The sequence below is a fragment of the Embleya sp. AB8 genome, assembly GCF_049739465.1.
In the GTDB taxonomy this organism is placed as follows: Bacteria; Actinomycetota; Actinomycetes; order Streptomycetales; family Streptomycetaceae; genus Embleya.
Genome location: NZ_JBMHHY010000016.1, coordinates 109,603 through 121,690, shown reverse-complemented (window position 1 = coordinate 121,690; position 12,088 = coordinate 109,603). Strand labels below are relative to the sequence as shown.

Annotated in this window: 9 protein-coding genes; 7 read left to right on the top strand and 2 right to left on the bottom strand. The window is 72.5% G+C overall.

Features of this window, described 5'->3' with window-relative positions; all coding sequences use genetic code 11:
• Window positions 1-249: 249 nt before the first annotated feature.
• Together ABIA38_RS24405 and ABIA38_RS24400 are read left to right on the top strand one after the other, a co-directional pair.
• Window positions 250-2,208, top strand: a complete 1,959-nt coding sequence (locus ABIA38_RS24405) for a fibronectin type III domain-containing protein (RefSeq protein WP_424640933.1) — start codon at window positions 250-252, stop codon at window positions 2,206-2,208.
• Between the two features lie 100 nt (window positions 2,209-2,308).
• On the top strand, window positions 2,309-4,393 hold the full coding sequence (locus tag ABIA38_RS24400) for a fibronectin type III domain-containing protein (RefSeq protein WP_424640932.1): 2,085 nt from the start codon (window positions 2,309-2,311) through the stop codon (window positions 4,391-4,393).
• A gap of 126 nt (window positions 4,394-4,519) precedes the next feature.
• Here ABIA38_RS24400 and ABIA38_RS24395 read toward each other — a convergent pair whose 3' ends face one another.
• Window positions 4,520-4,984 (bottom strand): pyridoxamine 5'-phosphate oxidase family protein, encoded by a 465-nt coding sequence (locus tag ABIA38_RS24395; protein WP_424640931.1) that lies wholly within the window; start codon window positions 4,982-4,984, stop codon window positions 4,520-4,522.
• Between the two features lie 313 nt (window positions 4,985-5,297).
• Here ABIA38_RS24395 and ABIA38_RS24390 point away from each other — a divergent pair, with 313 nt between their 5' ends.
• The 5 genes from ABIA38_RS24390 to ABIA38_RS24370 all read left to right on the top strand — a co-directional run bounded on the left by ABIA38_RS24390 (window position 5,298) and on the right by ABIA38_RS24370 (window position 11,239).
• Complete coding sequence (locus ABIA38_RS24390; protein ID WP_424640930.1) at window positions 5,298-5,933, top strand: hypothetical protein; 636 nt, start codon at window positions 5,298-5,300, stop codon at window positions 5,931-5,933.
• A gap of 85 nt (window positions 5,934-6,018) precedes the next feature.
• Window positions 6,019-6,645, top strand: coding sequence for a TetR family transcriptional regulator (locus ABIA38_RS24385; protein ID WP_424640929.1), 627 nt, complete (start codon window positions 6,019-6,021; stop codon window positions 6,643-6,645).
• Between the two features lie 89 nt (window positions 6,646-6,734).
• Window positions 6,735-8,795: a HelD family protein gene (locus ABIA38_RS24380; RefSeq protein WP_424640928.1), complete on the top strand. Its 2,061-nt coding sequence runs from the start codon at window positions 6,735-6,737 to the stop codon at window positions 8,793-8,795.
• 123 nt (window positions 8,796-8,918) lie between these two features.
• Window positions 8,919-9,554 carry an SGNH/GDSL hydrolase family protein gene (locus ABIA38_RS24375; RefSeq protein ID WP_424640927.1) on the top strand — a complete coding sequence of 212 codons (636 nt, stop codon included), beginning with the start codon at window positions 8,919-8,921 and terminating at the stop codon, window positions 9,552-9,554.
• A gap of 116 nt (window positions 9,555-9,670) precedes the next feature.
• Window positions 9,671-11,239 (top strand): DUF2079 domain-containing protein, encoded by a 1,569-nt coding sequence (locus ABIA38_RS24370; protein ID WP_424640926.1) that lies wholly within the window; start codon window positions 9,671-9,673, stop codon window positions 11,237-11,239.
• Here the strand turns inward: ABIA38_RS24370 and ABIA38_RS24365 are convergent.
• The gene (locus ABIA38_RS24365; RefSeq protein WP_424640925.1) at window positions 11,217-12,011 is read right to left on the bottom strand and encodes a maleylpyruvate isomerase family mycothiol-dependent enzyme; all 795 of its coding nucleotides are present in this window, start codon (window positions 12,009-12,011) and stop codon (window positions 11,217-11,219) included. The genes ABIA38_RS24370 and ABIA38_RS24365 overlap by 23 nt on opposite strands.
• Window positions 12,012-12,088: the final 77 nt, after the last annotated feature.

Below are 12,088 nucleotides of genomic sequence, written 5' to 3'. Positions count from 1 at the left end.
TGGTGGCGGCGCTCCCGGGCCCGGTCGAGGACCCGGTCGAGGGCGCGCAGGAGACACGCCGAACCGGCCGCTGCGGAGCGTAGCCGGCCGGCGACTCGGAGGTAAACGGAATCGGATCGGGTGGAAAACCTTGACACGCTCTATTGGTCTGGACCACTTTGGCCTAGACCAATAGGCGCGCAGGGCGGGCTGTCGCGCCCCGGTCGTATCGCTTGTTCCCACCTCGCTTCTCCACGCACGGAGGCAGTAGTGGCACGCGTTTCGCACGTCCCGCGAGCGAAGTCCCCTCGCCGCGGCAATCCCACCCTCGCCGCCCTCGCGGCACTCACCCTGGCCGGCGCGGGACTCACCGTCGCCGTCGCCGGCAGCGCCCAGGCGGCCGACAATCCGGTGAGCAACCCCGGCTTCGAGGACGGCCTTTCCGGCTGGACCTGTTCGGCCGGCTCCGGAACGGCGGTGAGCAGCCCGGTACACAGCGGCACCGGCGCGCTCCAGGGCACCCCGGCGGGCCTGGACAACGCCAACTGTGCGCAGACCGTCACCGTCCTGCCGAACTCGGCCTACACGCTGAGCGCCTGGGTCCAGGGCAGCTACGTCTACCTGGGCGCCACCGGCACCGGCACCACCGACCCCTCGACCTGGACCCCGAACGCCGGCACCTACCAGCAGCTCACCACCACGTTCACGACCGGGCCGGCCACCACGTCCGTGACCGTCTACCTGCACGGCTGGTACGGGCAACCCGCCTACTACGCCGACGACATCACCCTGTCCGGTCCCGGCGGCGGCACCCAGGTCCCGGCCGCGCCCACCGGCCTGACCGCCGGCGCGCCGACCGCCACGAGCGTCCCCCTCTCGTGGAATTCGGTCCCCGGCGCCACCGGCTACAACGTCTACCGGGACGGCACCAAGGTCCAGTCGGTGACCGGCACCAGTGCCACCGTCACCGGTCTGACCGCGTCCACCGCCTACAACTTCCAGGTCACCGCGAGCAATTCGGCCGGCGAGTCGCCGAAGTCGGCGACGGTGACCGCGACCACCACCGGGGGCGGCACCCAGATCCCGGCCACCCCAACCGGCCTGACTGCCGGCGCGCCGACGTCCACGAGCGTCCCCCTCTCGTGGAATTCGGTCCCCGGCGCCACCGGCTACAACCTCTACCAGGACGGCACCAGGGTGCAGTCGGTGACCGGGACCAGTGCCACCGCAACCGGCCTGACCGCGTCCACCGCGTACGGCTTCCAGGTCAGCGCCACCAACTCGGCGGGTGAGTCGGCCAGATCGGCCGCCGTCACCGCGACCACCACCGGCGGCGGAGGCGGCGGCACGCTGCCCAAGCACGCACTCACCGGCTACTGGCAGAACTTCAACAACGGCGCCACCGTGCAGACCATCGCCCAGGTGCCCGCCGACTACGACATCATCGCCGTCGCGTTCGCCGACGCCACCGCACAACAGGGCGGCGTCTCGTTCACCCTGGACCCGGCGCTGAACTACTCCGAGGCGCAGTTCAAGGCCGACATCGCGGCCAAGAAGGCGGCCGGCAAGAAGGTGATCATCTCGGTCGGCGGCGAGAAGGGCACCGTCTCGGTGAACAGCTCGGCGTCGGCGAACACCTTCGCGAACACGCTGTACACGCTGATCCAGACCTACGGATTCGACGGCGTCGACATCGACCTCGAGAACGGCATCAGCTCGACCTACATGTCCCAGGCGCTGCGCTCGCTCTCCGGCAAGGTCGGCGCGGGTCTGGTGATCACCATGGCGCCGCAGACCCTGGACATGCAGTCCACCGGCACCGAGTACTTCAAGACCGCGTTGGCGATCAAGGACATCCTCACCGTCGTCAACACCCAGTACTACAACAGCGGCGCGATGCTCGGCTGCGACGGCAAGGTCTACAGCCAGGGTTCCGTGGACTTCCTCACCGGCCTGGCCTGCATCCAGCTCGAAGGCGGCCTGGCCCCCTCCCAGGTCGGCCTGGGCCTGCCCGCCTCACCGCGCGGCGCCGGCTCCGGCTACATATCGCCGGCCATGGTGAACAACGCGCTCGACTGCCTGGCCCAGGGCACGAGTTGCGGGACGTTCAAGCCGAGCAGGACCTACCCGGATCTGCGCGGCGCGATGACCTGGTCGACCAACTGGGACGCACTCAACGGCAACCAGTTCTCCAACACGGTCGGCCCACACCTGCGCACGCTCCCGTAACGCGGCGCGCCCGGGCCGGACCACGCGACCGGCCCGGGCGCCCCCATCGCCCATCGTCCGCCCACCCCGCATCGTCCGTCCCGACCACGCGAGGAATCCCATGCCCGGATCCACCAGCGTCCGTCCCCGCACCCGGCCGCGTGCCCTCGTCGCCGCGACCACCACCGCCCTGCTGACCGCCGCGATGCTCACCGCCGGCGCGACCGGCGCCGACGCGGCCGACGCCGAACTGCTCCAGAACGGCGGCTTCGAGTCCGGCCTGACCGGCTGGACCTGCAGCGCCGGCAGCGGAGTCACCGTCAACACCCCCGTACACAGCGGCACTTCGGCCCTGAAGGCGACCCCGGTCGGCAACGACAACGCGCTCTGCGCGCAGACCGTCACCGTCCAGCCGTCGTCCGACTACACCGTTTCCGGCTGGGTACGCGGCAGTTACGTCTACCTCGGCGCGACCGGCACCGGCGGCACCGACCCCTCCACCTGGACCGGCTCCGCGCCGGACTGGACGAAACTGACCACCACGTTCCACACCGGCCCGAACACCACGTCGATCACGGTGTACACGCACGGCTGGTACGGCACCGGCGACTACTACGCCGACGACCTGTCCCTGTCCGGCCCCGGCGGCAACACGCAGATCCCGGCCACCCCCACCGGCCTTGCCGCCGGCACCCCGACCGCGACGAGCGTGCCGCTGTCCTGGTCGGCCGTTGCCGGCGCGACCGGCTACAACGTCTACCGGGACGGGGTGTTGGCCCAGTCGGTCACCGGGACGAGCACCACCGTCACCGGGCTGACCCAGGCCACGACCTACACCTTCCAGGTCAGCGCGACCAACTCGGCCGGCGAGTCGGCCAGGTCGACGGCGGTCCCCGCGACCACCACCGGCGTGGTCGAACTCCCCTCCGTACCAACCGGGTTGACCGCAGGCACGGCCACCTCGACCACGGTGCCGCTGTCCTGGTCGGCCGTCCCCGGCGCGACCGGCTACAACGTCTACCAAAACGGCGCCAAGGTGCAGTCCGTGACCGGCCCGAGCGCCACCGCGACCGGCCTGACCCCGGCCACCGCGTACACCTTCCAGGTCAGCGCGACCAACTCGGCGGGTGAGTCGGCCAGGTCGGCGGCGGTCACCGCGACCACCGGCACCGGCGGCGGAGGTGGCCAACTGCCCGCCCATGCCCTGGTCGGCTACCTGCACGCGAGCTTCGCCAACGGCTCCGGATACACCAAAATGGCGGATGTGCCTGCGAGTTGGGACGTGATCAACCTGTCCTTCGGCGAGCCGACGTCGGTCACCTCCGGCGACATCCGGTTCAACCGCTGCTCGAGCACCGAATGCCCCGGCGTGGAGAGCGACGCCGACTTCAAGGCGGCCATCCGGGCCAAGCAGGCGGCGGGCAAGAAGGTACTGATCTCGATCGGCGGCCAGAACGGCCAGGTACAACTGTCCTCGACCGCCGCCCGGGACACGTTCGTCGCCTCGGTCGGCAAGATCATCGACGACTACGGACTCGACGGCCTGGACATCGACTTCGAGGGCCACTCGTTGTCCCTGAACACCGGCGACACCGACTTCAAGAACCCCACCACTCCGGTGATCGTCAACCTGATCTCGGCGGTCAAGACGCTCAAGGCCAAGTACGGCAGCCGGTTCGTGCTGACCATGGCACCGGAGACGTTCTTCGTCCAGATGGGCTACCAGTACTACGGTTCCGGCCAGTGGGGCGGCCAGGACCCGCGCTGCGGTGCCTACCTGCCGGTCATCTACGCACTGCGCGACGACCTGACCCTGCTGCAGGTCCAGGACTACAACTCGGGCTCGATCATGGGCCTGGACAACCAGTACCACGGCATGGGCGGCGCGGACTTCCACATCGCGATGACCGACATGTTGCTCACCGGCTTCCCGGTCGCGGGCAACACGAACAACGTGTTCCCGGCGCTGCGCCCCGACCAGGTCGCGATCGGCATGCCGGCCTCGGTGCAGGCGGGCAACGGCTGGGTGTCCACGACCGAGGTGAACAAGACCCTGGACTGCCTCACCAAGGGCAACAACTGCGGCGGCTACACCCCGCACGGGGTCCGGCCGAACCTGCGCGGCCTGATGACCTGGTCGATCAACTGGGACCGATTCAACAACTTCGAGTTCTCCCACAACTTCGACACCTACTTCGGTAGGTGACCGAAGGGGGGCTCGGCCGCCGACGTCCCCCGGCGGCCGAGCCCCCACCTCCCACCGGCGAGCCCCGCCGCCGGCACTACGAGAGACCGGCGGCGTGCCGGTCGATTCCCCCGACGGCGAGCCGAGTCAGGACTCCCGCCAGACACCGTCGCGGAACAGCTCGCGGCCGGGCAGCTCGTTGGACTCGCGCCAGGCCTGCACGCGTCGCGGCCTGATCCGGAAGTAGTGGTAGGCCGTGCCGAGTTCGCGCGGATCGAAGCCGGTCTTGGCGGCGAACGTGTCACCCTCGTCGGCGCTGATGTCGGCGACCGACAGGGCCTCGGCGGTGGCCTCGATCAGCACCACGTCGCGGGTCGGACCGAGGCCGAGTCGCAGGGTGCCGCCGGCGAGCAGGTTGCGCGCGGTCGCACTCGCCGAGGCGGTGGCGATCAGCAGCGTGTCGCCGTTCCACAGGTAGGACAGCGGCACCAGATACGGTGTGCCGGTCCTCGCGTCGGCGGTGGCCACCCACGCGTCGACGTCGTGTTCGAGTCGGTGCAGGGTGTCCCGTCGGCGCTGTTCGGCGCTGCGCGGGGGAGGTGCTGCGGCCATGGGTACGGGCTCCTTCGGACGGTGTGTCGCCGACCCCAGTCTTCCGGACGCACCGCTCGCGGCAGCCGGCGGCCCCGATCCCGGTCGGCCCGGAATGTGTGGTGTGGGTGGGTGGACAGCCCTATAGGCGGCGCGAGTTCGATGTTGCCGGCCCGGGCGGGTAGCCTCGTGGTCGCCTGATGTTCGCCCGGTCGATCCTGCGGGGGCATCCCGGGGTCAGGCATCGTGGAGGGGCGACGGCCGGCTACGTGCTCGCACGCTCGGGCGGGTCCGTCCGCGACCGACGGCCATCCCAGCGAACCAGGACACCGCGATGACCCCGACCACGCTCGCAGGGCCCGCTCCCGCCGGGCGCACCGACCACCACACGTTCATCGCGATCGAGGGGCCGCCCGGAGCCGGCGGCGCCGCGCTCGCGGACGCGCTCGGTACCGCGCTCGGCTGCACGCCGATCGCCGGCCGGGCCGCATCGATCCGCGTCGACGACCGCGCCGGGCACGGCCTGGGGCTGGCCGGCCTGCTCCGGGCCGACGCGCTGGTCAAACGCCGCCGGCCGGCCGGGCCGGTGGTCGTGCACACGTGGGCGGCGGGCGTCGCCGCCGACGGCGCGGTGATCTACCGGGCCGACGGGGCCCGGCTCAGCGCCCAGGTCGCCGAGTATCGGGCGGTCCTTGAGGAGCCGACGGTCACCGTCCACCTGACCGCCTCGGCCCGCACACTGCGCGACCGGCTCTCCGCACAGCACGTGCTCTCCGCCGACGACCGCGGCTGGCTCACCCGCCGGGGCGCGCTGGAGCGCATCGCCGAGGCGCATGTCGCACTGGCCCTGGAGGCGGACCCGCGCGAGGTGATCGTGGTCGACATCGACACGTGCGGCTCCCGCTCGGTGCCGGACCTGGTCCTCGCCGACCTCCAGGCCAGGCGCATCGGCGTCGCGGACGCGGCGTAGCGCGCCACGACCGGTGGCCGGGCCCCGAAGCGCGGCCCGGTCGGTGGTCCGGGACGGTGCGCGGGGGGCGCGTATCGTGCCGGGCATGACCGGTGAGATGGGGCTGCGGGAGCGGAAGCGGCTGCGGACGTTGGAGACGATCTCGGATACCGCGATCGCGCTCTTCCTGGCGAAGGGCTTCGACGCCGTGTCGGTCGCGGAGGTCGCCGAGGCCGCCGCCGTGTCCAAGCCGACGTTGTTCCGCTACTTCCCGACCAAGGAAGACCTCGTGGTGCACCGGTTCGCCGACCATCAGGACGAGGCCGCCCGGGTGGTGCGCGCCCGCGCCGGGGACGTCGCCGCACTGACCGCGCTGCGCCGGCACTTCGTGGCCGGCCTGGATCGGCGCGACCCGGTCACCGGGCTCAACGACGATCCGCGCGTGGTGGCCTTCCACCGGCTGGTCTTCGGCACGCCGGGCCTGGTCGCCCGCCTGGCCGCCTACACCGAGGCGGCCGAGGCGGCGCTGGCCGAGGCGCTGGGCGGCCCGGATCCGGTCGAGGCGCGCCTGGCGGCCGGGCAGATCGTCGCGGTGCAGCGGATTCTGGCCCGGGAGACCTGGCGGCGGATCGCGGCGGGGGAGCGGGCCGCGGCCCTGTATCCGCAGGCCGTCGCGGCGGCGGAGCGGGCCTTCGCGGGATTGGCGGGGGGCCTGACCCGCTATGCCCGGTAGGCGCGGCATCCGCGGGCCAGCGATCATGCAACCGAGTTAGATCTTTAACCGAGTAACATCTTTGACCGAGTTGCATTACCCTGGTCGGCATGACGTCACTCGATGCGGAACTCCGCCGCGAGCGTGCCTACCACGAGACCTGCCGTACGGCACTGGCCGCGATGGTCGAGCGGGCCGCCGAACACGTGGTCACCGGCGTCGACGTGTCCGCGTCCGGCGCCGATGCCGAGGCGCTCGGCTACGCACTGCGCAGCCGGGCGAAGGAGATGGGCGAACTCCCGGACAGCCCACTGTTCTTCGGCCGACTGGACTTCGCCGACACGGACGCCGCGGGGGAGCACCGGGGGCGGCACTACCACATCGGCCGGCGGCGGATCACCACCGACCTGGCCGCCCCACCGCTGGTGGTGGACTGGCGCGCGCCGATCTCCCGGGCCTTCTACCGCGCCAGTGCCCGCGACCCGCACGGGGTCGCGGTACGCCGCCGATTCGGCTGGGCGCCGTGGAGCGCGGGCGCCGCCGAGGACCTGACCAGCCTGGAGGACGAGCACCTGGGCGTCCCGGGCGGCGCGGCGGGCCTCGGCGCGATCCTGGCCGGCGAACTCGGCCGCCCCCGGGTCGGTCCGATGCGCGACATCGTGGCCACCATCCAGCCCGAACAGGACGACCTGGTCCGCCGCGACCCGGCCGCCTCGTTGTGCGTGCAGGGCGCGCCCGGCACCGGCAAGACCGCCGTCGGCCTGCACCGCGCCGCCTTCCTCCTCTACGCCCATCCGCAGCGCATCCGCCGCGGCGGCCTGCTCGTGATCGGCCCCAACCGGGCCTTCCTGCACTACATCGCCGAGGTACTGCCCTCCCTCGGCGAGACCGGCGTACGCCAGGCCACCATCGAGGACGAGGTCGGTCGACAACCGATCCGCGCCCGGGACGAACCGGCCGCCGAGGCGGTCAAGCACGACGCGCGGATGGCCGCCGTCGTGCGCCGCGCCCTCTACGCCCGGGTCACCGCGCCGACGCAATCGGTCGTCGTCCCCGACGGCGCCTACCGGCGGCGCATCCCGCTGGAGCAACTGGCCCGGATCGTCGAACTGGTGCGCGCCGAGGACACCCCGTACGACATCGGCCGAGAGCGGGTCCGGGCCCGCGCGGTGACCGTGCTGCAACGCCAGGCCGAGCGCAACTCCGGCCCACCGACCGGGGATTGGCTGCGCCGGATGGGCCGATCCCGGCCGATCGGCGAATTCGTCGACCGGTGCTGGCCCAGGGTCCACCCCGAGCAGGTGCTCGCCGAACTGCTCACCGAGCCGGACCTGCTGGCCGCGGCGGCAGCCGGCCTCCTCACCGCCGCCGAACAGCGCACCATCACCTGGGCCAAGCCGCCGCGCTCATGGAAGAGCGCCCGCTGGTCGGCCGCCGACCTGGTCCTGCTCGACGAACTCGCCGGCCTGCTCGAACGCCCGCCCACCTACGGCCACGTCGTGGTGGACGAGGCGCAGGACCTGTCCCCGATGCAGTGCCGGGCGCTGGGTCGGCGGATCGGCCTCGGCTCGGTGACCGTGCTCGGCGACCTGGCCCAGGGCACCACCCCGTGGTCCGCCCGGACCTGGCCCGAACAACTCGCCCACCTGGGCCGCCCCGATGCCGCGGTGGCCCCGCTCACCGTCGGCTTCCGCGTCCCGGCGGTCCTGGTGGCGCTCGCCAACCGGCTGCTCGCCGCCCTGGACGTGGACGTACCCGCGGCCCGATCACTGCGCGACGACGGCGAGTTGACCATCCGTCAGAGCGCCGACCCGGTCGCCGCGACGGTCGCGGCGGTGCGCGCCGCACTGGCCCGCGAGGGCTCGATCGGGGTGATCGCGCCCGACGCGCAGACCGAGGCGTTGCGCGCCGCGCTGACCGAGGCCGGCATCGCCACCGACACACCCGAGGCGCCGGCTCCGGGCGGCACGGCGCGGGTGACGGTGTTGCCCGCGACGCTGGCCAAGGGACTGGAGTACGACCACGTGGTCGCGGTCGAACCGGCCGCGATCGTGGCCGCCGAGCCACGCGGGATCGGCCGGCTCTACGTGGTGCTGACCCGGGCGGTGTCCCGCTTGGACATCGTGCACGAGCACCCACTGCCGGCCGAGTTGCGCGCGGCGACGACATAGTGCCGCATCCGGCCGTGCGCCACCCGTTCGCGGTAGTCGGGCGGGCGGGGCGTGGGCGGCCAACCTACCGTGTGGGGAGGACCGGAGCCGGGACCTGGCCGCCGGCTCGACTCGGGAGGAACGATGACCGGCGCGCGGCACGAGATCCCGGTGATGATCGCCGGCGACGCGATCGGGCACGTCGGCAGTGGCGACCGAACCTGGCGCTATCGACTGTGGCGCCACCTGCGCGCCCACAATGTACGGCTCGACCTGGTCGGTTCCAAGGACCCGCTCGACCACATCGAGGCCGAGGTCGCCGAGTACCACCCCGACTACCTGCTGGTGCTGCTCGGCGTCGACGAACTGCGCCGGCCGCCGATCGACCCGGCCCGCTTCGAGCGCAACCTGCGCGCCTTCATCGCCGACGCCCGGCGCGCCGACCCGCGCCTGCGGATCGTGCTCGGCCACGTGTTGCCCACGCATCATGCGGGCCCCGACCCGGAGTTCGCCGCCCGGGCGGCCGGGTACAACGCGCGCATCGACACGATCGCGGCCGAACTGGGCACCGAGGACTCTCCGATCGTGGTCGCCCCCACTGACGCCGAGTTCGACGCCGCCACGCACACCGGCGACGGCCTGCACCCGAACCCGGCCGGCGAATACCGCATCGCGGCGGCCTTCGCCGACGTCCTCGCCGACCGCTTCCACCTCGGCGTCCACTACCCGCGACCCTTCCCCAGGGTCGGCGACATCCCCAAGCGCGGCGGCACGAGCTGACCCCGAGGCGCGGGGACGGGCCTGTGGCGCTCGCTGCGCCTGCCGCGCCCGCCAAGCCCGCCCCGCCCGCCGCGTTGCTCCGGCGGCGGCGCATACCGGCCGATAGCCTGCGCAGAGTGAGTGAGCATGGATCCACCACCAGCCTCCCCTCCCCGGCCACCTCGGGGGTTCGAGACGGACTGCGGCGGCGGGCCGAGGGCGTGCGGGAGCGGATCGCACGGGCCGGACGGGCCGGACGGGCCGGACGGGCCGATGACGCGCCGCCGGCGCTCGTGGTGCGCGGGTTGTCCTGGCTGCTCGCGGTGTGCGCCGGCGCGCTCTACGTCGCGCACGGCGTGCGGCGGCAACATCGACTCGAGACCACCGGCTACGACCTGGGCATCTTCGAACAGGTCGTGCGCTCGTACGCACATGGACGTGCTCCCGTGGCCGACCTCAAGGGCCTCGGATACAACGCGTTCGGCGACCACTTCCACCCGATCCTGGCCCTGCTCGGCCCGATCTACCGGATCTTCCCGGGCGCCGAGACACTGCTGATCGCCCAGGCCGTACTGGTCGGCCTGTCGGTGCTGCCGGTGACCAGGGTGGCGATCCGGCGCTGCGGGCCGGCCGGCGGCCTGGCGCTCGGCGTGGCCTACGCGTTGTCCTGGGGGCTGCAGAGCCTGCTCCGCTTCGACTTCCACGAGGTCGCGTTCGCCGTACCACTGCTCGCCTTCGCGCTCGCCGCGCTGATCGAGGGCCGATATCGCGCGGCGGTGGCCTGGTCCGTACCGCTGGTCCTGGTCAAGGAGGACCTCGGCGTCACAGTCGCCGTACTCGGCCTGCTGATCGCCTGGCGCGCCCACCGCGCTCCCGTACCCGACCGCTCGGCGGTGCGTGCCGGGCTGGTACTGGCGGTCTTCGGCCTGGTCGTCGCGGCGCTCGTGGTGGGTGTCGTACTGCCCGCCGCCAACCCGAACGGCGGCTACGCGTACTGGGATTCGCTGGACGGCAGCAGGTCGGACAGCCCCGGCCCGGACATCCGGCTGCACGAACAACTGCGCACGGTATGGCTCTTGTTGCTCGTGGTCGGCTTCGCGGCGCTGCGTTCGTCGGTGGCGCTGGTGGGGCTGCCGACGCTGGGTTGGCGGTTCCTGTCCGATGTGCCGCTGCACTGGGGGACCTCGTTCCACTACAGCGCGACGCTGATGCCGGTGCTCTTCCTCGCCGCGGCGGACGCGTGGCCGGGGCTGCGCGCGGCGCGCCCGTGGCCGATGCGCGCGTACGCCCGAGTGTTGCCGGCGGGCTGCCTGCTCGTGGCGCTCGTCCTGGTCGACGACTTCCCGTTCCGGGACATGCTGCACGGCTGGTTCTGGCGCACCGACGCGCGCTACGTGGCGACTCGGCACATGGTCGACCTGGTGCCGGACGGGGCGCACGTGTCCGCCTCGAACCACCTGGTGCCGCAACTCACCTCACGCACGGTGGTGTCGCTGCTCCCGGACCCGCGGATCCGCCCGCAGTGGGTGGTGGCGGACACCTGGGCGGGCGGGTTCCCGGTGTCGTTGGCGGAGCAGAACGTGTATCTGGACCGGCTGCGCGGCGCGGGTTGCGCCCAGGCGGGCGCGGAACTGGGCATCGTGGTGTTGCACTGCGCGGCCGGAACCGCGCCGCCGGCGGAGCCTATACCGCAGGCGCCAAAGTGAAGTAGCGGTCCAGTACGGCCCGGTCGCCGGTGACGGCCAGGCGGTCCGCCGGGATCCGCTGCCACAGGAACAACACCAGGTCCGACGCCGTACCGGCGATCTCCACCTGCCCGGGCGACTGCGGGTCCTCGATCAGGAACCGGTCACCGGCGAAGCACACCACCCACGCCCCCTCGCCGTCGGTCCGCCGAAAGCGCAGCCGCTCGCCCGAGCCGGGCGGTGCCTGCCGCCGGGCCCGCCGCGCCGGTACCAGTACCTCGAAGTTCCGGTCGATCGCATCGAGGGCCAACTCGACGGCCATCGGCCCGGCTTGGCCCAGGGCGTGTTCGGCGTCCCAACGGTGTACCGCCGTCTCGATGGCCTGCATGCGCTGCCAGAAGCCGACGCTCTGCTCCGCGGACCAGGTCCAGACCACCCGGTCGGCCGGGGTCTGCTCGAAGCACGTCGCCAACGCCTCGGCGCCGGCGGCGAACCAGTCGACCAGGCCGACCGGCAGCGGGCCCCGGGTGGGCGTGCGGCCGGGCTCCGGCCAACCCGTGCGGTCGGCGGGCAGTCGGTAGAAGGTCGGGTCGCCCGGTTCGGGTGGTGTGCTCTGCCGGGCCTCGATCACCCCGGTCACCTGGCGGTGCACGATGCCGAGGTGGCCGACCAGGTCGGTGACGGTCCACTCCGGACAGGACGGTACGGCGGGAGCCTCGGCGGCTGCCAGGGCGCGCCGCGCGGCGGTCTCGAAGGCCCGGGCCTCGCGGCGGAAATGTGTGATGTGGTCCATGGCCCGATTATTCGCCGGGTGCGGCGGGCGGCGGGCCGTGACCGGCCGAACGCGGGGCGCAATCGTGGCGGGCCGGC

What these genes read in the sequence shown, in the direction of transcription:
- ABIA38_RS24390 (WP_424640930.1), top strand. Translation starts at nt 5,298, where the DNA reads ATGACCCCGACCACGCTCGCAGGGCCCGCTCCCGCCGGGCGCACCGAC.
- ABIA38_RS24375 (WP_424640927.1), top strand. Translation starts at nt 8,919, where the DNA reads ATGACCGGCGCGCGGCACGAGATCCCGGTGATGATCGCCGGCGACGCG.
- ABIA38_RS24400 (WP_424640932.1), top strand. Translation starts at nt 2,309, where the DNA reads ATGCCCGGATCCACCAGCGTCCGTCCCCGCACCCGGCCGCGTGCCCTC.
- ABIA38_RS24365 (WP_424640925.1), bottom strand. Translation starts at nt 12,011, where the DNA reads ATGGACCACATCACACATTTCCGCCGCGAGGCCCGGGCCTTCGAGACC.
- ABIA38_RS24380 (WP_424640928.1), top strand. Translation starts at nt 6,735, where the DNA reads ATGACGTCACTCGATGCGGAACTCCGCCGCGAGCGTGCCTACCACGAG.
- ABIA38_RS24395 (WP_424640931.1), bottom strand. Translation starts at nt 4,984, where the DNA reads ATGGCCGCAGCACCTCCCCCGCGCAGCGCCGAACAGCGCCGACGGGAC.
- ABIA38_RS24385 (WP_424640929.1), top strand. Translation starts at nt 6,019, where the DNA reads ATGACCGGTGAGATGGGGCTGCGGGAGCGGAAGCGGCTGCGGACGTTG.